Origin of the sequence: Mesorhizobium sp. AD1-1 (genome assembly GCF_020164655.1) — a bacterium.
Lineage (GTDB): Bacteria > Pseudomonadota > Alphaproteobacteria > Rhizobiales > Rhizobiaceae > Mesorhizobium > Mesorhizobium ciceri.
In genome coordinates, this window is the sequence record NZ_JAIUGP010000002.1 from 255,358 (window position 1) to 276,918 (window position 21,561).

The window sequence follows — 21,561 nt, forward strand, 5'->3', positions numbered from 1 at the left end:
ACATCAGGCCTGATGGCCGAGCGCCTCGATGCTTTTCGCCAACGTCTCCGGATCGCCTTCAATGCGCACGGTCTTCAGCCGCGCCGTGCCGCCGGCGACAACCGAGACGGCGGACCCCGGCACGCCAATCGCCTTGGCAATCAGCTTTTCGAGCGCATGATTGGCGGCGCCGTTTTCCGGCACGGCGCGGACGCGCGCTTTCAGATGGCTTCGCTCGTCCGCCGTGGTCTCGATGCCTTCGAGCCTGTCCAGCGCAGCCTTCGGCGTCAGCCGGACAAACAGCTCGACGCCATCATCGCGCAGGCGAAACGGCGCGCTCATACGATCATCGGCCTCACAGGACCAGAGGCGCCACACTGGTCAATATGAACTGCCGCAGGAAGAACAGGATCAGAAGCAGGATGATCGGCGAGATGTCGATGCCGCCAAGGTCCGGCATGAAACGGCGGATCGGCCGCAACGCCGGTTCGGTCAGCCGATAGAGCATGTTGCCGATGGAACCGACGAACTGATTGCGCGAGTTGACGACGTTGAAGGCGTAAAGCCAGGAAAAGATCGCCGATGCGATGATGATCCACCAGTAGAGGTCGAGCGCCATGACGATTGTCTGAATGAGGGCGAGCATGCCGGTCTCCAATTGTTGCCGACATGTAGCCATTGCACGCGAAACCGGCAAGGGCCGCCTGCCACGGTGCGCCGGTACGGCTGCCAGGCCACTGGATTTCGGCAAACCTCCGCCTTGACAGGAAACCGCGGCGCCCGATAAATGCGCCCATCCGCTGGACGGGGCTGTAGCTCAGCTGGGAGAGCGCGTCGTTCGCAATGACGAGGTCAGGAGTTCGATCCTCCTCAGCTCCACCAGCGGATTAATTCCTCGCTCTCCGCGCCATATGCAGTCCGCGACGCTCGTCCGGGCTGGCCTCCACGGCTGGCATTTGCCGTGCCGGCGCGCCTAAAAGGCCGCGCGCCGCGCCGCCTGTTTTCGCAATCTCCGGCAAGACTTTTGTCAATTGGACTTATGGCGGAAGCGCTCGTCGATTGTTTCCGTTTTTTTTGCAAACCGCCCCACTAAATTGACGTTACCAAATCAGTTTTTTCTGTGCGTTGTGGCCAAGGCGTTTCGGCGGGGGCGACCGGAGACGCTATATGGATTTCGAGTCGAAATGAAAAATCCGCCTGCGGAAGCAAAGACGTGTCAATTCGCGAGAATCTCGCTGCAAACCTTAGACGGCTGTGCAAGGACCATGCCTCCGTAAGCGCGGTATGCCGTGAGCTGCACATCAATCGCACCCAGTTCGAACGCTACCTGCAAGGGCAGACCGTTCCCAACAAGGCCACAGCCAAGCTGATATGCGACTACTTTCGCATCGACGAGGCGGAACTGTACCAGGATCCCGGCACACCCGAGCCAGTGATGCGCGGCCTGCCGCCGGTGTCCGAGAGCCTGTTCAACCAGATGATCCGCCCTCCCAGCCCTTCGATCGCGGGCGGCACCTATTTCACCTATTTCTCGATCCCGGGCCGCCTCGACCTCCTGGTGCGCTCGGTGACCTTCGTGCGGCGCGAAGCCGAATTGGTCACCTTTCGACGGGTCACCGGGTGGTCGGAGCGCCGGGGATCGACCTGGGCACGAGCGCGCGGCAATCACTATGGCGTGGCGATCTCGCGGCTGAACTGGATTTATTTCAGCGGCATCAATCGCCGCCAGACCGGAGAGCCGTCGCTGATCTCCGTGCAATGGGCTCCCATCTCCGAACCGGTGCTGATGGGCAAGGCCATGCTTCTGACGGAGGCCGGCCCGGCATTCGTGTCCGTCATCATGCGGCGCGACATTGCCAACATCCACGCAAGGGATGCCATCAGCATGGCGCATGTCATCAGTCTCGACGATCCGGGCGTCGACCAACTGGTTGTCAGCCTCACCCGGGACGGGTTGGGCTAATCCCTCGGATCGCCGTGTCTTACGCCAATTAAGAATAAGCGTACGCCGATAAAGCGTACGCCAACGATTGTCTACTCTGTATCTGAATAAAATCGATATTTTACACTTTGGTACCAAGAAAGATAATCCACGCATCCGCCTTCGACTCGTGGTTTTACTATAATTTTAACAAACCATTAACTCTTCCGACCTTACCTTTCTTCGCGCGGATCCCGTTCCGGGGGTCCTTCAACGGATCCCAGATTGGGGTCAGGAAAGGGATAAAAATGGCCAAGAAAGTGACCAATACTCCGAAGCTGACGATTGCCGCCGGCACGCAGACCGTCTTCTTTTCGCAGGGCATGCACTACAACAAGCGCTGAAGCCGTTCTGCGCCGACGAGCGGTTCGCTTGTCGGCGCTTCGGCTCCGCAGATGGCATCCAGCTTCATGAAAATGCGCTCTTCGAAAACGCTTGTTTTCTACCCTGGCCCGAACAAGGTCACGGCATGCAACTTCCTGACCAGAAGCGTATTTGAATGCAGCCCTGATATGGTCGGCCTTCTCGCATCGTGGGACAAATGGGCATCGACGGCGGACATTGCCCGCGCCCATGGCTGGTCGAAGTCCGAGCTGAAAGCTGTCGTTCCCCGGTTGCTCGATTTTTCCGCCCTGGTCACCGCCGGATCGCCTCTCGCCGAGCAGGAGGAACAGTTTTCAGGACAATGGAGTTGGGGGCTTCCGACGGCGCTGATGCATTTCTGCGTCCAGGACAGCGAATACATGACCATCGAGCAAGCGGAAGAGCGGCAGATGGAACGCGCCGGCCATACGCCGCAGCCGGACCTCCTGCTCAAGAATTCCGCCGGCGCCATCCAGCTGCCGAATGCACTGGAAGACAACGAACTTCTTGGCTTGATGGCGCGGCGCCGCACCAACCGCACGGCGGCTCAGCCCACCATCACGGCCAAACAGCTTTCCGATTGCCTGTTCGCAGGGCTCGGCATCATCGGTGAGACCGCCAATTGCGTCGGCACCCTGCCGCTTGGCATGACCCCTTCCGGCGGCGCGCGAAATCCCTATGAGGCCTATGTGGTCGCGCTCGGCGTCGATGGCCTCGAACCCGGTGTCTATCACTATTCCGCCGCCGACCACGACCTTGGCAGGATTTCCGCGAACCATCTGCCGAAGATCTCCGAACTGGTCGGCGGACAGGAGTGGGCTGACGCCATGCCGTGCCTGATCCTGCTTTGCGCCAGGCTCGACCGCACGATGTGGAAATATGAGGACGCCAACGCCTATCGTGTCGTGCTGATCGAGGCCGGCCATATCGGCCAGAACATCATGCTGGCGGCGACCAATCATGGCCTGTCGGCGTGCCCGACAGCCGCGCTCAGTCATTCCGCCATCAAGCGGCTGCTTGGTCTCGACAGTCTCACCGACGCACCGATCTATGCCTTGACCCTCTCGACCCCGGAAAGAGACCCGTCCACCGCGAGCCAATCCATCAATTAGTCGACCAACAATGTGCAGTCCGGCCAGTAACGCGTTCCCCAGGGTATAACCAGAGACAGGAGCAGCACGTGCCAAATCAATCCTTACGCCAGTCGGAAATCGATAGTCTTCAATATATTTCGTCGATGACCAATGAGCTCGTGCAAATGGCCGAATCAAGCCGTTTTCCGATGATCTCCTATCTGCTGGGCATGGCCTATGCGGAGGCCTTCGACGTTCTTCGCGGCGCACGGCCGGCCAGGCATGCGCAGCTCAGCGGCAACCCGCTGCACCCCAAGGCGCAGGCAAAAGACAATCGTGCCGCCCAGCCACGGAGAGCGTAGCGACATGCAATCGTCAGCCGCATGCGCGGTGGCCGGCTCGACCTCCCGGCCAAACCGCTGGGAGACGCTGTGCGCGTTGCAAAGCCTGCTGCCGCTGCTGAAGAAAGCCGCGACGGATCTGCACCGCGCCGACATGGTCTACTGGTTCGAGCAGGCCGATGCCGAGGTCGCCAACATCATCAGGGGCCACCCCTCCGATGCAACCGCGATCCCGACCCTGATTGCATCCTGCCCGCAGGACCGGCATCCGGTCGCTCAGGCTTGATGCAAGTCGCCCGCCCAAACGCCACGCGCTTAGTGGTTCAGCGCCGCTGAACCGCTCTGATCACCAGCTTTCAGGCAATTCCAGACCGGAGCCTATTGCGCGCCTGGAATGCCAAGGGGGACCTGCACATGAACATGATAGCCAACATCAGAAGCGTCGATGCCAGGGAAAGCATTTTCAGTCGGCTCGACGTCTTGATCGCCAGGCGACCGCCATCGCCTGACGCCGCGCGGATCGAGGCCCGCCAACTCGTCTCGATGGCGATTGCCGACAGCTGCCAGGCCGACAGTCTCTGGGGTACAGTGGACGCCTTCCACGCCCATTTCGACTTCATGATGCAGACCATCGAGATCAACGGAGCCGATGACCCGAGCCTCGGGCTGTTGCGCACGAAATGCCGTTTCTACCTCGAACAGGTCGAGGCCCTGAGCCTGTCACTGACCTATTGACAGGCCAGCCGATCAAGTTCGGCTCTAGAGCAATTCCAGGAAAAGTGTGAAACGGTTTTCCCGGGAATACGCATAGCGTTTTCCCTTGGGAATTGCGTCAAAACAAGAGTTAGAGTAGTTGGCCGTTTCCGTGAAACGGTGAGCTGCTCTAGTTGCGCAGGCTGAACACGAACGGCGCTGTACGGCTCAGACGCGAGCCGAGGTCCGGTGGCGGTGCCGGCACCGTGGCGCCTTGCAGCACGGCGAGCGCCGCACGGTCCAGATCCGCATCCCCGGAGGAACGAGAGAGCTTGGCGGACAGGACCCGGCCGGACGAGTCGACCGTGAAGGCGACATACGGCCTGCCTTCCACGCCTCGGGCCTTGGCAGAGCTGGGATAGCGCGTGTGCCGCTTGATCCAGGCGCCCAGACGGGAGTCCCATTTGCTGGAGTCGCCGGAGCGCGACGTCGATTCCGCCGCCTTCGGCGCCGCGGTCCTGGCCGCGGGCCGTGCGTCGGCGCTGGCGACGGTTGCCGTCTTCGGCGGAGCCGCCTTCTCCTTCTTAAGCCGCGGCTTGGGCTTCTCGACAGGTTTTTTCGCCTTGGCCTCGACCGGTTTCTTGTCTTTGACAATTTCGACCGGTTTCGGCTGCGGCAAGGGAATGACGACGTCTGGCGTAACGGCCTCGACAACATCCGGGATGACCTCATCCGGCGGCGGCTGATCGGCCTGTTCAGCCGTTTCGGTCCGGTTGGGTTCGGCCTCGTCAGGCGCGACCGCTTCCGGCGGCTCGACAACCGGCTCCGCCTTTTCGACCGGTTCTTCAGGTGTCGGCTCGGTCGTCGGTGTCGGTTCGGTCTGATCTGGCGTCACCGCGTCCAGCGCGGCGACCTGTTCTTGTACGGCCGGCATCACCACCATCGGCGCCATCTCGATCACCTGGGCCGGTGGCGGACCGCCGTCCGCTTCGGTGACCATGGTGAGATTCTGCACTGCATAGGCGACCGCGACATGGGCTCCGAGGACCAGCGCGGCAGCACCGGCCCACAAGCCAAGGTCGCGCCAGCCGAAGCGCGACATCTGGACCGAGGGCATGGCGACCGCTTGCGTCATGGCGCCGCCGCACCGGTGGCCGTGGGCGCGGGGGCATTGGACGCGGGAGCCGTCTCCAGGCCGACCAGCGCGATCTTCAGATAGCCGGCGCCGCGCAACAGGTTCATCGCCTCCATCAGGTCGCCATAGGCGACCGCCTTGTCGGCGCGCAGGAAGATGCGCGTCTGCTTGTCACCCTTGGTCTTGGCGTCCAGCGTCGCGGCGAAAGCCGGGCGTGGCACGCCGTCATTGCCGATCGCCAGCGTCAGATCGTCCTTCAGCGTCAGGAACAGCGGTGTCTCGGGCCTCGGCGCGGGCGTTGCGGTCGAACCCGGCAGGTCGACATTGACATCCACCGTGGCCAGCGGTGCCGCGACCATGAAGATGATCAACAGCACCAGGATGACATCGATGAACGGGGTGACGTTGATCTCGTGGCTTTCCTCGAGATCGTCATCCATGGTCTGTCGGATTCTGCTTCCCATGGCGCTACTCCGCTGCCAGCGGCGCGGCCGGCGCGACGGTGCGGAAGTCGAGGTCGCGGCTGACCAGTCGTTCGACCCCTGCCGAGGCATCGGCGAGGATCTGCCGATAGCCGGCTATCGAGCGGGCGAAGACGTTGTAGATGACGACGGCCGGTATGGCCGCGACCAGGCCCATCGCGGTGGCCAGCAGCGCTTCGGCGATGCCCGGCGCGACCACGGCGAGATTGGTGGTCTGCGCCTGCGAGATGCCGATGAAGGCGTTCATGATGCCCCAGACCGTGCCGAACAGGCCGACGAAGGGCGCCGTCGAGCCGATCGTCGCCAGCACGCCGGTGCCGCATGACATGCGCCGCGCCGCCGCCGCCTCGATGCGCGACAGGCGCGACGTAACCCGTTCCTTGAGGCCATCGCCTGAGACATGATCGAGGGCGCCGGCTGAGAGTGCGGTCTCCTCCTCGGCCGCCCGCACCAGTAGCGCGCCCGGGCCGCCGCTGCGGTCGAGGGTACTGCCGGCCTGCTTCAGCGTGGCGGCCTCGCCGATCGCCCGCACGGCGCGACGGATGCGCAGCTTGCCGCCGAAAAGCTCCAGCGACTTGGCCAGCCATATCGTCCAGGTGACGAGGGAGGCAAAGGCCAGCCCGATCATCACCGCCTTGACGACGATATCGGCCGCCATGAACATGCCCCATGGCGACAGGTCATGCGGCAAGGTCAATTCCATCGCCGTCGAAGGTCCGGCCTCGGCTGGCGCGGCCGTGTTCGGCTGGGTGCCCGGCTGCGAAGGCGCCATCGTGGCCGGCGGAGCGACTGCCGGTGCGGCGGGCGCCGGCGCAATCGGCGCTGGGGCCGTGGGAGCAGCCGGGGTGGGGGCATCAATCGCCGGCGCGGCACCGGCCGGTTGCTCCTGGGCCATCGCGCTGCCGGCCGACAGGATGACGGATGCGACCAACGCCGCCAACAAACCAGTTCTCGACAACAGCTTCTTCCTTGTTCTCACAGCGGCCAGCCGCCTTCTATTTCCCGCCGCCGCACCAGATCTCGTCACTGCACATAGCCGACAGGCTGGCCGGTGACGGGGTGCGCGAACACGCCCATCTCCACGCCGAAAATGCCTTTCAGCACATCGCTGCGCATGATCTCGCCTGGTGTGCCGCGCGTCAGCAGCTTGCCGTCCTTGAGCGCGATCAGCTCGTCGCAGTAGCGCGCCGCCATGTTGGGATCGTGCAGCACGACGACGACGCACAGGTCGCGTTTGCGGCTGAGCTCCTTGACCAGCCCGAGCACCTCGACCTGATGGGCGATGTCGAGTGCCGAGATCGGCTCGTCGAGCAGCATGACGCCGGCGTTCTGCGCCACCAGCATGGCGAGCCAGGCGCGCTGGCGCTCCCCGCCCGACAATTCGTCCACCAGCCGGTCGGCAAAACCTTCCATGTCGGTCAGGGCCAGCGCCTCCTCGACATGCTGCCTGTCCTGCGCGCGGAAACGGCCAAGCGCGCCGTGCCAGGGATAGCGTCCCAACGTCGCCAGTTCGCGCACGGTCAGGCCAGTCGCCGCCGGTGTCGTCTGCGGCAGATAGGCAAGCGCGCGGGCAAATTCGCGGGCGCCCCATTGCGGCAACGGACGCCTGGCGAAAGTGATGGCGCCTGAACTCGCCGGCTGTTGGCGCGCCATGAGCTTGATCAGCGTCGACTTGCCCGAACCATTGTGGCCGATCAGCCCGTAGACGCGCGAGCGCTCCAGTTCGAGCGAGACCGGACCGAGCAGCGTCCGCTCGCCGACGGCAAAGCGCACCGCGTCGATATGGAAGGCAGTCTGGGCATCAATTCCAGCCATGCTCATGGCTTTTCTCCAGTGCGGCCGCCCGCATTTCCAGATTCCGGCTTTCGACGGCTCATGCCCGGTTGACTATGAAACATGACCTTACTAGTCAACATTGAAGATGACTGCAACGATCAACAAATCGTCGCGACCGGCAATATCGACATGAAATTTGGAAAAGGGGGCGCAGGATGATCTCGGGACGTGGACTGATTTGGCAGGACCGGATGGCGCGAAAGCGCCTGCTGATCGCAGCGGTGTCGGTGCCGGCCCTGCTTGGCTGCGGCCATGCACTGGCCCAGGAGACGGTCACCACCACCCTGGACCCGATCAACGTCCAGGAACGTGTCGAAAGCGCCTTCGGGCCGGTCAAGGGCTACGTGGCCACCAAGGGCTCCACCGGCACCAAGACCGACACGCCGCTGATCGAGACGCCCCAGTCGATATCGGTGATCACCAAGGACCAGATGGAAGCACAGGCGATCGACAACCTCGGCGGCGTTCTGCGCTACACGCCCGGCGCCACCGGCGATCTCTACGGCACCGACAATCGCGGCCTCGGCCTGCAGTTGCGCGGCATTTCGAACGCCAACGGCGTCTTCTACAGGGACGGGCTGCAGCTCAAGGAGAGCAATTTCACCCTGTTCACCGCACTCGATTCCTATGGCGCGGAACGCTACGAGGTGCTGCGCGGACCAGCGTCGGTGCTCTACGGCCAGGCTAGCCCCGGCGGCATCATCAACTATGTCAGCAAGCGGCCGACCGAGGAAAACCTGCGCGAGATCGAACTCGGTGGCGGCAGCTTCAATCGCTATGAAGGCAAGTTCGATTTCAGCGGTGCCGTGAACGCCGACAAGTCGCTGCTGTTTCGCCTCACCGGTGCCGCTCATATGGGCGACACGCAGACCGATTTCGTCAAGGACGATCGCATCTTCATCGCGCCGGCGATCACCTGGCAGCCCGATGCCGACACCAGCCTGACCATCCTCGCCAACTATCAGCGCGATCGCTCGGGATGGGCGATGCAGTACCTGCCTGCCTACGGCACGGTCGTACCGGGCAAGGACGGCAAGTACCTGCCGAACAGCATGTTCGTCGGCGAACCCGGCTTCGACTCCTACAACAACGACCAGGCCTCGATCGGCTACGAATTCGATCACCGTTTCAACGAAACCTGGCAGGTGCGACAGCATGCCCGCTACGTCCACCTCACCCACACCGAGGAGGGCGTCTTTGGTGGCGGACTGACGGACTCGAACGGCCTGGAACCTTCAAGCGGCGACTACTACCGTTATGCAGATGCCGGCGGCACCAAACTCAGCGGCGTCACCATCGACAACCAGGCACAAGCCGATTTCGACACCGGGCCGCTTGCCCACACGCTGCTCGTCGGCCTCGACTACAAACGCTACACTTACCGCGACTATGCCTCGGAAGGGACCGTCGAGGACGGTTTCAACATCTTCGATCCGGTTTACGGGTACCCGATCACCGATCTGACGCCCTACACCGATACCGACACCACCCAGCAGCAGGTCGGTCTCTATGCCCAGGACCAGGTCAAGTTCGGCAACTGGCGGCTGACCCTTGGCGGCCGCCAGGATTGGTCGGATGCCAAGGTCTACGACAATCTGGCCGGCGGCTACATTCCCGAGCAGAAGGACAACGCCTTCACCAGCCGCGCCGGCCTGGTCTATCTCGCAGACAACGGCCTGGCACCCTATGTCAGCTATTCCGAGTCGTTCCAGCCGGTGGCCGGCGCCGATAGCGACGGCAATCTGTTCGTGCCCGAGACCGGCAGGCAGTACGAGATCGGCCTGAAGTACCAGCCGACTGGCTGGAATTCCTTCATTACGGCATCGGTTTTCGACCTGACCCGACAGAATGTCGTGCGTTCCGGTAATGAGGGCTCACCCAACGATCTGTTCCAGACCGGTGAGATCCGTTCGCACGGCGTGGAACTGGAAGCCGTGGCGAGCCTGGATGCGGGCCTCGATCTGAGAGCGGCCTACACCTACCTCGACACGAAGATCACCAGGGCGACCGCTGTCGAAGACGTCAACGGCGTCTGGGTCAGCAACGAGGGCAACACGCCCTTCGGCGTGCCGGCCCATTCCGCATCGCTTTGGGCCAATTACACCTTCATGAGCGGCAAGCTCGAAGGTCTCGGCCTGGGCGCCGGTGTCCGTTATGTCGGCTCGACCTATGGCGACGACGCCAACAGCTTCAAGGTTCCGTCGGTCGTGCTCGCCGACGCGGCGGTCCATTATACCTGGCAGAACGCCACGCTCAGCCTCAATGCCAGCAATCTGTTCGACAAACGCTACGTCGCCTCCTGCTTCTCCTCGGGCTTCGGCTGCTTCTACGGCGAGGGCCGCAGGATCAACGGTTCGGTGAAATACACATGGTAGAAGCAATGTGGCGGGCCGGTCCAAAATGGCGGCGCTGACACGGCGCCAGTATCTTGCCGGCCTCGCCGCGACCGGTCTCGCTTTGCCGGGCGGCACGGCACGCGCGGCACCTGCCCGCGTCGTCTGCCTGGAATGGACATCGGCCGAAATGGTGGTCTCGCTCGGCGTGTCGCCGCTCGCCGTCGGCGACACCAGGGGTTATGGCGACTGGGTCCAGGGCCCGGCGCTGCCGCAGGCCACCATCGACCTGGGGTCGCGCAGCGAGCCCAATCTCGAACTGCTTCGGGAATTGCGGCCCGACCTGATCGTCGGCGCCTATGGCTATGGCTTGGACGAGAACAGCTTCACCAGATTGGCGCCGACCTTCAATGTGCCGTTCTACAGCGGCAAGGCTCCACCTTACGCGCAGGCGCAGCAGGTGACGCTGCAGCTTGGCAACATGCTTGGCCGTGGGACGGAAGCAGAAAACCTTGTCGGGCGCATCGAAGCCTCGATCGCCCAAGCGCGTGCCAGGCTGGAGCGGGCGGTGCAAAAACCGGTCTGCGTCGTCAGCATGTTCGACGATCGCCATGTCCGCGTCTACGGCGCCGGCAGCCTGCTGCAGGACGTCCTCGACCGGCTCGGCCTCGTCAATGCCTGGACCGGCGCCACCAATGAATGGGGTTTTTCGACGGTCGGCATCGAGGAACTGGTCGCCGTCGGCGAGGCGCAACTGATCTCGCTCGATCCGATCCCGCCGCACGTCAGGATCAGGATCGCCCGCAACTCGCTCTGGGCCAATCTGCCCTGCGTCCGGAACGGCCAGGTGCGGACCATTCCGCCGGTCTGGCCGTTCGGCGGTCTTACTGCCGCCGCGCGTTTCGCCGAATTCGTGGCAGCGGCATGATCGCTCAGGCAATGTCCCTGCCGCGACAGCGCGACGGCATCGGCGCGCTCATCCTGCTGGTGGCCGTGCCCGCGGGTCTGGCGCTGGTGCTGAGCGTCATCGATCTCATCCACCTTCTGCCGGCGCACCTGTGGTGGCAGGCGCTCACCGCCCCCGACACATCCGATCCAGTGCAGTTGCTGTATCGCTATGCTTTCCTGCCACGTGTCGCCGCCAGCGTGCTGGCCGGCGCGGCGCTCGGTCTCGCCGGTGTCGTCATGCAGCATGTGCTGCGCAACCCGCTGGCCGAGCCGACCACGATCGGCACCAATGCCGGAGCAAGCCTCGCTTTGGCGGCCGCCACCCTCTACGCACCATGGCTGCTGGAAGGCGGCCGTGAAGGGGTGGCGCTGGCTGGCGGCGCTCTCGCCACATCAGCCGTTTTCGCACTGGCGCGCGGGCGCAGCTTTTCGCCAGTGTCGATCATCATCGCCGGCCTCGTCGTCAGCCTCACTTTCGGTTCGGCCGGCGCGCTGCTGATGGCGCTCAACCGCGAATACACCGAGGAGCTGTTCATCTGGCAGAGCGGCTCGCTGGTGCAGAATGGCGATGCGGCCGTCGTTGCTCTGGCGCCGTGGCTGCTGGCCGGCATCTGCGCCGCGTTCCTGCTCTGGCGACCGCTACGCCTGCTCGATCTCAGCGACGACGGCGCGGCATCGCTCGGCACCCGCCCGGCCGTCATCCGCCTTGCCGGCATGGCTGTCGCCGTCTCGCTTGGCGCGTTGGTCGTCGCCGAGGTCGGCGTCATCGGGTTCGTAGCGCTCGCTGCCCCGGCGCTGGCGCGGCTGGCCGGAGCGCGCACGCTTGGCCGCCGCCTGGTATGGTCGCCGCTGGTCGGCGGCGCCCTGCTCTGGCTCACCGACCGTCTGGTGCAGCATCTGCCGTTCGCCGGCGAAATCCCCGCCGGCACCGCGACCGCTTTGCTCGGCGCGCCGCTGCTGCTGTTCCTGTTGCCGCGAATGCGAACCACCCCCGAAAGGCAGGCCGACATGATGTCGTCCGTACGCCTGCCGACAAACGGCCTGCCGTTGATCGCCGGCCTGCTGGCGCTCATCCTCGCGGTTGTCGTCGCAATGGGCTTTGGCCGTGGCGCAGGCGGTTGGCACTGGATCGCATCCGCGGATTTGACCGAGCTGCTTGCCCTGCGCGCGCCTCGCGTCGTCGTCGCCCTGTCGGCGGGCGTCCTGCTCGCCGTCGCTGGCACGCTGATGCAGCGCATGACCGGCAACCCGATGGCCGCGCCCGAGGTCCTGGGCATTTCCGGCGGCGCCTCTTTCGGCGTGCTGGCGCTGCTGCTGCTCAGCGACGGCTTCGACCGCGCGGCAATGCTCGGCGCCGCACTCGCGGGCGCCTTGCTGGCGCTGACGATCGTCGTGCTGGTCGGGCGGCGCAATGCACTGTCGCCGGCGCGGCTGCTGCTTGCCGGCGTCGCCGTGGCGACGGTCGCGTCGGCCTTCGCCGCGCTGCTTCTGGCCAGCGGCGATCCGCGCACGGGCTTCCTGCTCGCCTGGCTATCGGGATCGACCTATCGCGCAACGCCCAATGATGCCTTCACTGCCGCTGCGGTCGCGGTCGCCGTCCTCGCGCTGGCGCCGCTGACGGCGCGCTGGCTCGATATAGTACCGCTCGGCGAAACTGCCGCGCGTGGCCTTGGCCTGCGGCTTGGACGGGTTCGCGCCATTCTGCTGGCACTTACCGCGCTGGCCACCGCAACCGCGACATTGGTCATCGGCCCGCTGAGCTTCGTCGGCCTGATGGCGCCGCATCTCGCGCGCATGCTCGGCTTCCGCCGTGCCGTGCCGCAGCTTCTGGCCTCGGCCATGACAGGCGGGCTGATCCTCGTTGCCGCCGACTGGGCAGGCCGGACGCTGATCTTTCCCTGGCAGGTGCCGGCCGGGCTCATCGCCGCCTTCGTCGGCGGCCCCTATTTCATGGCGCTGATGTGGAAAGGCAGGCAATGAAGTCGGCCCTGGCATATTGCCGGCCCTGCCCTGCCGATTGTAAGCAGCGCCCATCGATGGCGGCCGGTGCCCTCGCCGCGTCCATCAAGACAGCTTGCGGTTCACCTCGATGATCAGACGTTTCCTGTCCTATTACGCGCCCTGGAAGGGGCTGTTCGCGCTCGACTTCTCCTGCGCGGTGCTGGCCGGCCTGCTCGAACTCGGCTTTCCCATGGCGGTCCGCACCTTCGTCGACCAGCTCCTGCCACGGCAGGACTGGACGCTGATCATCATCGCCTCGGCCGGGCTGCTGGTAATCTATCTGCTCAACACGGTGCTGATGGCGGTCGTCACCTATTGGGGCCACATGCTTGGCATCAACATCGAGACCGAGATGCGGCGCAAGAGCTTCGATCATCTGCAGAAACTGTCGTTCCGCTTCTACGACAACCACAAGACCGGCCATCTCGTCGGTCGCGTCACCAAGGATCTCGAGGAGATCGGCGAGATCGCGCATCATGGCCCCGAGGACCTGTTCATCGCCATGATGACGTTCGCCGGCGCCTTCGTGCTGATGTTCACGGTCAACATGCATCTGGCGCTGATCACGGCGGTGATCGTGCCTCTGATCGCCTGGGTGACGATGCGCTACGGCGACCGCATGGAGCGCAACTGGCAGGCGCTCTACCGGCGTGTCGGCGATTTCAACGTCCGCATCGAGGAGAATGTCGGCGGCATGCGCGTCGTCCAGGCCTTCGCCAACGAGGAGCATGAGCGCACGCTGTTCGCACATGACAACCAGCGCTACCGCCAGACCAAGCTCGACGCCTACCGCATCATGTCGGCCAGCAATTCGCTGAACTACATGGGCATAAGGCTGATCCAGCTCGTGGTCATGATTGCCGGCAGCTACCTCGTCATTACGGGAGGCCTGAGCAATGGCGGCTTCGTCGGCTTCCTGCTTTTGGTCGGCGTCTTCGTGCGGCCGATCGAGAAGATCAATTCGGTGATCGAGACCTATCCAAAAGGCATTGCCGGCTTCCGCCGCTACACAGAGTTGCTCGACACCGAACCCGACATCGCCGACCGGCCCGGTGCCGTTACCGCCAGCGGCCTCAAGGGCTCCATCGAATATCGCGGTGTGAGCTTCGGCTACGGCGACGGCAAGCCGGTGCTCAGGGATATCGATCTCACCATCCGCGCCGGCGAAACCATCGCCTTCGTCGGGCCGTCAGGTGCAGGCAAGACCACCATATGCTCGCTGCTGCCGCGGTTCTACGAAGTCAGCGCCGGGCGGATCAGCATCGACGGCATCGATATCAGGGACATGACGCTCGCTTCGCTGCGCGGCCAGATCGGCATCGTCCAGCAGGATGTCTTCCTGTTCGGCGGCTCAATCCGCGAAAACATCGCCTATGGCCGTCTAGGCGCCTCCGACGACGCCATCGCCGATGCCGCGCGGCGGGCGCAGCTCGACGGCATGATATCAGGCCTGCCGGCCGGTTATGACACGATCATCGGCGAGCGCGGCGTAAAACTGTCCGGCGGCCAGAAGCAGCGGCTGGCGATCGCCCGCATGTTCTTGAAGAACCCGCCGATCCTGATCCTCGACGAGGCGACGTCGGCGCTCGACACCGAGACCGAGCGCGAAATCCAGAAGTCGTTGGCCGAACTTGCCGAAGGCCGAACCACGCTGGTCATCGCACACCGGCTGGCAACGATCCGCGGCGCCGACCGCATCGTCGTCGTCTCGGAGTCGGGCGTCGTCGAGCAGGGGTCGCACAGCGAACTGATCCGTGCCGGCGGAATCTATCGACGCCTGCACGACGCCCAGCATCTGGTGTCATCGCGTTGATCCACTATGGTAGCGGCCAAAGCAGGGAGCGCCCGGATGATCAAGGCAACGCCCTTCGACTTTCCCTTTGACGGCAGGCTGGTGGCCGAAAACACCGCGCTGATCGTCATCGACCTGCAGCAGGATTTCCTGTCGACGACGGGCTACTTCGCCAGGCAGGGCTATGACCCGTCGCCTCTGAGGGCGATCCTGCCGACGGTGAGCCGGCTGATCGCGGCCGCGCGCAAGGCCGGCGTCAGGGTCATCCATACCAGGCAGGGCTATAGGGCCGACATGGCCGATATGACGCCTTACGAAAAATGGCGCCGCAAGCGCTCCGGTCTCGACGGCACCGATATCCTGCTGCGCTCGGGCACGGGGTTCCAGATCGTTCCGGAGATCGACGTGGCACCGCACGACATCATCGTCGACAAGACCTGCAACAGCGCCTTCATTTATACGGATTTCGAGCTTGTGCTCCGCGCGCAAGGCATCACGCATCTCATGTTTTCCGGATGCACGACGGATGTCTGCGTCCACACCACGCTGCGCGAAGCCTGCGACCGCAACTTTCAATGCCTGACGATTTCCGACGCCTGCGCCAGCGGCGACAAACAAGCCCACGAGGCCGCGCTTCATATGGTGACGGTCGAAGATGGCGTCTTCGGCGCGCTGGCGGATTCGGGCGCTGTCATTGAAGGCCTGTCGCGGCTTGGCGACAGGCCCGAGGCAACAAAAGGCTGAAGAACTTCAGCCCGTTGCGCGCGTCTCCAATCCTGCACGAGACGCATATGCTCCAGGCTGGAATGCCTCGTGTTCGCGACGCGCCAGCGAATTGCGCAGCAGGGTGATCGTTTCCCGGCCGAGCGTTGCGATCTCGCGTGGCGTGTCGACGCCGACAATCATGAATTCATCGATCCCGAGGGCTGCATAGGCAAGCAGCGACAGGGCGGCCTGGGCTGGCGGCCCGGCAACATCGACCGCCTTGTGGCCGGAGGCGGAAGCACCTTGGTGAATCCCGACCGGAAGCGCGAAGCGCAGCTTGCCGGCCCGGCCATGTTCGGCGGCGGAGCGGCGCACCCGCTCCATCAATTGCCGGATCTCGTCGATCGAGCCCGGCGCCAGTTCAAAGACATCGGCATGTCGGCCGGCCACCTTGAGCGCCGTTCCGGACTGCCCGCCCATGCGGATGACCAGGTCGGCGCCGTGCGGTCCCTTGCGCGGCACGTAGCCGCCCTTGATGCTGTAGAACGTTCCTTCGTGGTCGAAGGGCCGGTCGTTCGACCACAGCCGCTTCAGCAGCACCAGATATTCGTCTATTCGCTGCCAGATGACGGTGTGCCCGACCGGCCGTGTTTCGGCGTCGGCATCGCTCAGCGGCTCGCTGATCATTCTCAGCGCCAGGCGTCCGCCGCTTTGCCTGCCGATCGACGCCAGTTGGCGGGCCGCCACAGTCGGTTCGACCACGCCCGCCCAATGGGTGAGCACGACTTCCAGCGACGAGGTGCGATCGAGCACCTGGGCCGCAAGATCCATGTTGGTCAGCAGTCCGGCCGAATCGTCGACGACGATCTTGCGGAAGCCGCCGTCCTCGATCAGCCCGAGCTTGGTCGCGGTCTCGGCAAAGTCGTAGAAAAAGGGAACCGCGGCATCGGCGGTCTTGCCGGGAATATGCGTGAACTCGATCGGCATTGCCATGTCCTCCGTGGTGTCGGGCGCGCGAAAGCACGCCGAGGATTCGGTTCATTCAACTCCGATTGCTTGTAAGCGGTGGGGGCGGCTAACCCCGGTCGATCTGACGACTCAGGGAATAAGACCCAGAACAACGGCCCCGGTGAACACGAACGCAAGGGCAAAGACGAGATAGGCGAAAGCCCCGGCATAGGCCGGGCGGAAGGTCTGGGCATTGGCCGCCCGCTGACCACTGCGATCCGTCTGGGCGTTCTGGATATAGGACATATCGACCTCCGTCTCGTCGGTTAATCTATAAAACTTGTAGACTTTGTCGATTGCTATTTTTCGGTCGAATCTAGAATAATTTTCTCCTAGGTGATGGGAAGTTGGTAGCCACTTGCTTACAGGGGCACTCGGGCGGCCGATCCGTATGGCGCGTCCGTTTTCGGGTCTGCGTCCGAATGGACCTATGGCCTTGCCCTCGCGGCATTCAATTCGTGGATTGGCCGCCCGTCGCCGGCGCGGTAGCATCGCCCAACCAGCAAAGCGAAATCGTCACATAGGGGCAGAAAAAATGGGCACGAGACTGGCCGGCAAGGTCGCCATCATTTCGGGCGGCGCGACGGGAATGGGTGGAGCAGCCTCGGAGCTGTTCGCCGCCGAAGGCGCCAAGGTGGCGATCATCGACCGCAACGGCGAGGCGGCCGCCGCAACCGCAGCGACAATCAGGGCACGCGGCCATGTCGCCGAGCATTTTGTCGCCGACGTCTCCGACGAGGCACAGGTCGAAGCCGCCGTGAAGGGTGCTATCGAAAAACTCGGGCCCATCACCGTGCTGTTCAACCACGCCGGCACCATCGTGATAAAGCCCTTCCTGGAGACCACGGTGCAGGAATGGGATTGGCTGCATGCCGTCAATGTGCGCTCGATGTTCCTGATGACGCGCGCCGTTTTGCCCGGCATGATTGCGGCGGGCGGCGGCTCGATCGTCTGCACCTCGTCGATCTCGGCGGTGGCGGCTACTCCCAACGAAGTGCTCTACGACACCACCAAGGGCGCTTGCCACATGTTCGCCCGCGCCATCGCCGTCGAGTTCCGCGACCGCAACATCCGCTGCAACGCCGTCTGCCCGGGCTTCATCCGCACGCCGCACGGCCTGCGCGAGGTTGCCGACCTCGGCAGGCTCGGCGTCGATGTCTCGGACGCAGCGCTGGCCGCGCAGCAGGGCCGCATCGGCGAGCCGGAAGAGGTGGCGAGGGCGGCGCTTTACCTCGCCAGCGACGAGTCGAGCTTCGTCAACGGCACGCATCTGTTCGTCGACAACGGTTTTACCGCGATGTGAACAGCTACGCCGACAGCCGCCCGGCTGTCAGCGCTCTTCCCGTCTAAATGGCTTGAGCAGCGCCGACGGCGCCACCGCGTTGCGCGACATCACAGCCATGGCGACGATGGTGAAGATGAACGGCAGCATCAGGAACGCCTCGTAGGGGATGTGTCCGAGCCCGCTCGCCTGCATGCGCAGCTGCAAGGCATCGACGAAGGCGAACAGAAGTGCCGCACCCGCCGAGCGCCATGGATCCCAGCGGCCGAAGACGACCAGCGCGATCGCCACCCAGCCGCGCCCGGAGACGACGCCGAAGGTGAAGGCGTTGAACTGCGCCATCGACAGGAAGGCGCCGGCCAGCCCCATCAGCGCGCCGCCGAGGACAACCGCCTGGAAGCGTGTGGCGATGACGCTGACACCGGCCGAATCCGCGGCACGCGGATTTTCACCGACCATGCGCACCGACAGGCCCCATGGCGTGCGGTAGAGTATGAAAGCGGCCAACGGAATGGCCAGGATCGCCATGTAGACCAGCGCGAACTGGTTGAACACCGCCGGCCCGAGCACCGGAATGTCGGAGAGGAGGGGGATCGGCAGCGTCTGAAAACCATTGATGTTGGGCGGCACAGACTGCTGGCCGAAGATCAGCCGGTAGAGGAAATAGGCAAGGCCCGACGAGAACAGCGTCACGCCGATGCCGCAGACATGCTGGCTGAGGCCGAGCACCACCGTGAACAACGCATGCAGCGCGCCCATCAGCATGCCGGTCAGCACCGCCGCCAGCACGCCGAGCCACAGGCTGCCGCTGAGGCTGGCAGCAGTGAAGCCTGTCATCGCCGACAAAAGCATGATGCCTTCGATGCCGAGATTGAGCACGCCGGCCCGTTCCGAGAACATTTCGCCCAGCGTTGCAAAAGCCAGCGGCGTGGCGATACGAATGATCGCGGCCAGAAAACCGACCTGGAAGATCTGTTCGAACACCGCGCTCATCGGGCAACCCCGACGCGGCGGATGCGATAGGCGGTGAACAGCAGCGCCACCAGCATGGCGAGCAGTGCAGTGCCCTGGATGACATCGCTGAGGAAGGCCGGCACGCCGGTCGCCCGCGACATCGCCTCGGCGCCGGTCATCACGGCGGCAAGGAAGATCGCCGCCGGCACGACGCCAAGCGGGTTGAGCCGCGCCAGCATGGCCACGACGATGCCGGAATAGCCGTAGCCCGGCGAGATGTCGCTCATCACCTGGAAATGCACGCCGCCGACCTCGCCGACGCCGGCCAGTCCGGCCAGCGCGCCGGACAGCAGCGCTGTCGAGATCAGCACGCGCTCGACATGGATGCCGCCATATCTGGCCGCTTCCGGGTTTTCGCCGGTGACCCTTATCCTGAAGCCGAGCGTGGTGCGCACGATCAGGAACCAGATCAGCGGTGCCGCCAGCAGCGCCACGATAACGCCGAGATGCAGCCTTGTACCTTCGATCAGCACAGGGAAATTGGCCGAATCCTCTATCGGCGGCGAGATCGGATAGCCGCTGAAGGAGTCCTTCCACGGTCCTTCGATCAGCGCCATCAGCGCGTAGTAGATGACCGAGTTGAGCAGCAGCGAACTGACGACATCGTCGACCTTGAATTTTACCCTGAGGGTCGCCGGCACCAGCGCGACCGCGGCCCCGGCCGCAGCGCCTGCGACCGCCATCAACACCATAGCGAGCGGTCCCGGCATCGGGATGGCGCCGACAAAGCAGCTGGCCACCGCGCCGGCCAGCAATTGACCCTCGGCGCCGATGTTCCAGAATTTTGCCCGGAAGGCGACCGCCACCGCCAGTCCGGTGAAGATCATCGGCGCGGCGCGCACCATCGTTTCGGTGATCGCATAGCTGTCGCCCAGCGAGGCCGTGAACATCACGCCATACGCGTCGAGCACGCCGGGGCCGGCCAGCGCGATCAGGCCGCTGCACAGGACAAGCGTCGCGCCGATAGCCAGCAGCGGCAAAGCGAGGTTGAACCAGGCCGGCGTAGAGGTGCGGACTTCCAGGCGAAACATCAGCTGTGCCCCTCCGCCCCGGTCATCATCAGGCCGAGCTGTGCGATCGTTGCATCGGCGCTGTCGAGCGTGCCGACAATGCGGCCCTCATACATCACCGCGATGCGATCGCAGAGCACCAGCAGCTCTTCCAGATCCTCGCCGATGACGATGATGCCGCAGCCCTTGGCCCGCATGTCGAGGAACTTTTCGTGGATGAAACGCGCCGCGCCGATATCGAGCCCGCGCGTCGGTTGCGAGACGATCAGAACCTTCGGGTCGAAAGCGAGTTCGCGCGCCAGAAGGGCCTTCTGCAGATTGCCGCCGGACAGCGCTCCCGCGCGGGTCATCGGCCCAGGGCACCTGATATCATAGGCCTTGATCTGCTCTTCCGCGAAGGCGCGGATCGCATCCGGCTTGAGCAGGCCTCTGCTGCTGAACGCGGCGGTGCCGATGCGCGGCAACACCATCGAATCCGCGAGCGGCAGGTTGGTAACCAGCCCCGTCGTCATACGGTCTTCCGGGATACGGCCGAGACCGAGCGCCTGCACCTCGCGCGGCGAAAAGCGTGAGACTTTCTGGCCGGCGATCGTCATCCGGCCGGCGTCAGGTACGCGCACGCCGGAGATGACCTCCGCCAGCGCGCGCTGGCCATTGCCCGACACGCCGGCAATGCCGAGGATTTCGCCTGCACGCACGGCAAGCGACACGTCGCGCAGCGCCGTACCCGAATGACGCGAGGTGGAAATGCCATTGAGGGTGAGCACAGCGGCACCCGGCGTCGATGGTCCCCGCGCCGGCGGCACGATCTCATGGCCGCACATCAGTTGCGCCATTGCGGACGATGTCGTGTTGGCGGGATCGTCGACGCGGCCGGCGACGCGCCCATGCCGCAGCACCGTGCAGCGATGCGTCAGTGCCCGCACCTCGTTGAGCTTATGCGAGATGAAAATGATGCCGAGCCCTTGCGCCGCCATCGACCGCAACGCCGAAAACAGCCCGTCGACCTCGCTCGGCGCCAGCACCGCCGTCGGCTCGTCGAGGATCAAGAGCCTGGCGCCGCGAAACAGTGCCTTGACGATTTCGAGCCGCTGCTGCTCGCCGACCGACAGCGCCGAGACCGGAAGATCGGGATCAAGCGTCAGCCCATGCTGGCGGCCGATCTCGGCCAGCCGCGCCAGCCCGCCGGCGCGGTCGATCCGCCCTGTCTTGCCGGGAATGCCTATCAGCAGGTTCTCCAGCACCGTCAGCCTTGGCGCCAGATGAAAATGCTGGTGCACCATGCCGATGCCGGCGGCTAGCGCATCGGCGGAACTTGTGATCCGCACCGGCCTGCCCTGGATGAGAATTTCGCCGGCGTCGGGCGCATAGGCGCCGAACAGCACATTCATCAGCGTCGTCTTGCCGGCGCCATTCTCGCCCAGCAACCCGAGGATTTCGCCGGGCGCGACGCTGAGATCAACGGCCTCGTTCGCCTTGACGGCGCCGAAGCTCTTGGTGATGCCGCGCATTTCGATGAGGGGGGCGGACAAGGGGGCTCCTGAACGGACGGGCTTTGCGATTCAGCTTTGATTGAGAGGAATGC

Annotated in this window: 22 protein-coding genes and 1 tRNA gene; 12 read left to right on the plus strand and 11 right to left on the minus strand. The window is 64.3% G+C overall.

Features of this window, described 5'->3' with window-relative positions; translation table 11 throughout:
* Positions 1-3 precede the first annotated feature (3 nt).
* Together LB519_RS04700 and LB519_RS04705 are read right to left on the minus strand one after the other, a co-directional pair.
* Positions 4-321, minus strand: coding sequence for a DUF167 domain-containing protein (locus tag LB519_RS04700; RefSeq protein WP_013528978.1), 318 nt, complete (start codon positions 319-321; stop codon positions 4-6).
* 13 nt (positions 322-334) lie between these two features.
* Complete coding sequence (locus LB519_RS04705; protein ID WP_013528977.1) at positions 335-625, minus strand: YggT family protein; 291 nt, start codon at positions 623-625, stop codon at positions 335-337.
* A 160-nt stretch (positions 626-785) separates the two neighbouring features.
* On the opposite strand from LB519_RS04705, the gene LB519_RS04710 reads away from it, so the two are divergent.
* The 6 genes from LB519_RS04710 (at position 786) to LB519_RS04735 (ending at position 4,472) form a co-directional block, all read left to right on the plus strand.
* Positions 786-861 (plus strand) — tRNA-Ala (locus LB519_RS04710).
* 331 nt (positions 862-1,192) lie between these two features.
* A complete protein-coding gene (locus tag LB519_RS04715; protein WP_013528976.1) occupies positions 1,193-1,942 on the plus strand; it encodes a helix-turn-helix domain-containing protein in 750 nt (249 codons plus the stop codon).
* Positions 1,943-2,472: 530 nt separating this feature from the next.
* Positions 2,473-3,435 carry a SagB/ThcOx family dehydrogenase gene (locus tag LB519_RS04720; RefSeq protein ID WP_224618868.1) on the plus strand — a complete coding sequence of 321 codons (963 nt, stop codon included), beginning with the start codon at positions 2,473-2,475 and terminating at the stop codon, positions 3,433-3,435.
* A gap of 68 nt (positions 3,436-3,503) precedes the next feature.
* Entirely contained in the window at positions 3,504-3,758 is a 255-nt protein-coding gene (locus LB519_RS04725) for a hypothetical protein (RefSeq protein ID WP_024504721.1), read from the plus strand.
* A 4-nt stretch (positions 3,759-3,762) separates the two neighbouring features.
* Positions 3,763-4,023, plus strand: a complete 261-nt coding sequence (locus tag LB519_RS04730) for a hypothetical protein (protein WP_024504722.1) — start codon at positions 3,763-3,765, stop codon at positions 4,021-4,023.
* Between the two features lie 128 nt (positions 4,024-4,151).
* A complete protein-coding gene (locus LB519_RS04735; RefSeq protein ID WP_024504723.1) occupies positions 4,152-4,472 on the plus strand; it encodes a hypothetical protein in 321 nt (106 codons plus the stop codon).
* 148 nt (positions 4,473-4,620) lie between these two features.
* On the opposite strand, the gene LB519_RS04740 is transcribed toward LB519_RS04735, so the two are convergent.
* The 4 genes from LB519_RS04740 to LB519_RS04755 all read right to left on the minus strand — a co-directional run bounded on the left by LB519_RS04740 (position 4,621) and on the right by LB519_RS04755 (position 7,862).
* Positions 4,621-5,565 carry a TonB family protein gene (locus LB519_RS04740; protein WP_224618870.1) on the minus strand — a complete coding sequence of 315 codons (945 nt, stop codon included), beginning with the start codon at positions 5,563-5,565 and terminating at the stop codon, positions 4,621-4,623.
* Entirely contained in the window at positions 5,562-6,029 is a 468-nt protein-coding gene (gene exbD / locus LB519_RS04745; RefSeq protein WP_013528969.1) for a TonB system transport protein ExbD, read from the minus strand. Before exbD ends, LB519_RS04740 begins: the two co-directional genes overlap by 4 nt.
* Before the next feature lie 4 nt (positions 6,030-6,033).
* Positions 6,034-7,005, minus strand: coding sequence for a tonB-system energizer ExbB (exbB, locus tag LB519_RS04750; protein ID WP_224618872.1), 972 nt, complete (start codon positions 7,003-7,005; stop codon positions 6,034-6,036).
* A gap of 65 nt (positions 7,006-7,070) precedes the next feature.
* Positions 7,071-7,862: an ATP-binding cassette domain-containing protein gene (locus LB519_RS04755; protein ID WP_224619138.1), complete on the minus strand. Its 792-nt coding sequence runs from the start codon at positions 7,860-7,862 to the stop codon at positions 7,071-7,073.
* A gap of 212 nt (positions 7,863-8,074) precedes the next feature.
* Between LB519_RS04755 and LB519_RS04760 the strand changes: the two genes are divergently transcribed.
* The 5 genes from LB519_RS04760 (at position 8,075) to LB519_RS04780 (ending at position 15,701) form a co-directional block, all read left to right on the plus strand.
* The gene (locus tag LB519_RS04760) at positions 8,075-10,258 is read left to right on the plus strand and encodes a TonB-dependent siderophore receptor (RefSeq protein ID WP_224618874.1); all 2,184 of its coding nucleotides are present in this window, start codon (positions 8,075-8,077) and stop codon (positions 10,256-10,258) included.
* A gap of 25 nt (positions 10,259-10,283) precedes the next feature.
* Positions 10,284-11,144, plus strand: coding sequence for an ABC transporter substrate-binding protein (locus LB519_RS04765; protein ID WP_063169484.1), 861 nt, complete (start codon positions 10,284-10,286; stop codon positions 11,142-11,144).
* Positions 11,141-13,144, plus strand: coding sequence for a Fe(3+)-hydroxamate ABC transporter permease FhuB (fhuB, locus tag LB519_RS04770; protein ID WP_224618876.1), 2,004 nt, complete (start codon positions 11,141-11,143; stop codon positions 13,142-13,144). The genes LB519_RS04765 and fhuB overlap by 4 nt, the downstream gene beginning before the upstream one ends.
* 109 nt (positions 13,145-13,253) lie before the next feature.
* On the plus strand, positions 13,254-14,978 hold the full coding sequence (locus LB519_RS04775) for an ABC transporter ATP-binding protein (RefSeq protein ID WP_224618878.1): 1,725 nt from the start codon (positions 13,254-13,256) through the stop codon (positions 14,976-14,978).
* A gap of 36 nt (positions 14,979-15,014) precedes the next feature.
* Positions 15,015-15,701, plus strand: a complete 687-nt coding sequence (locus tag LB519_RS04780) for a cysteine hydrolase family protein (protein WP_013528962.1) — start codon at positions 15,015-15,017, stop codon at positions 15,699-15,701.
* A 6-nt stretch (positions 15,702-15,707) separates the two neighbouring features.
* Here the strand turns inward: LB519_RS04780 and LB519_RS04785 are convergent, their stop codons facing one another.
* Together LB519_RS04785 and LB519_RS04790 are read right to left on the minus strand one after the other, a co-directional pair.
* Positions 15,708-16,649, minus strand: coding sequence for an LLM class flavin-dependent oxidoreductase (locus LB519_RS04785; protein ID WP_224618880.1), 942 nt, complete (start codon positions 16,647-16,649; stop codon positions 15,708-15,710).
* A gap of 111 nt (positions 16,650-16,760) precedes the next feature.
* Positions 16,761-16,916, minus strand: a complete 156-nt coding sequence (locus tag LB519_RS04790; RefSeq protein WP_013528960.1) for a hypothetical protein — start codon at positions 16,914-16,916, stop codon at positions 16,761-16,763.
* Between the two features lie 289 nt (positions 16,917-17,205).
* Here LB519_RS04790 and LB519_RS04795 point away from each other — a divergent pair, with 289 nt between their 5' ends.
* Entirely contained in the window at positions 17,206-17,973 is a 768-nt protein-coding gene (locus tag LB519_RS04795) for an SDR family NAD(P)-dependent oxidoreductase (protein WP_024504731.1), read from the plus strand.
* A 27-nt stretch (positions 17,974-18,000) separates the two neighbouring features.
* On the opposite strand, the gene LB519_RS04800 is transcribed toward LB519_RS04795, so the two are convergent.
* From LB519_RS04800 to LB519_RS04810, 3 genes are read right to left on the minus strand one after another with little or no spacing between them, the layout of a single operon-like run.
* Entirely contained in the window at positions 18,001-18,945 is a 945-nt protein-coding gene (locus LB519_RS04800; protein WP_063169487.1) for an ABC transporter permease, read from the minus strand.
* A complete protein-coding gene (locus tag LB519_RS04805) occupies positions 18,942-19,997 on the minus strand; it encodes an ABC transporter permease (RefSeq protein WP_224618881.1) in 1,056 nt (351 codons plus the stop codon). The genes LB519_RS04800 and LB519_RS04805 overlap by 4 nt, the downstream gene beginning before the upstream one ends.
* Complete coding sequence (locus tag LB519_RS04810) at positions 19,997-21,508, minus strand: ABC transporter ATP-binding protein (RefSeq protein WP_127366317.1); 1,512 nt, start codon at positions 21,506-21,508, stop codon at positions 19,997-19,999. Before LB519_RS04810 ends, LB519_RS04805 begins: the two co-directional genes overlap by 1 nt.
* Positions 21,509-21,561: the final 53 nt, after the last annotated feature.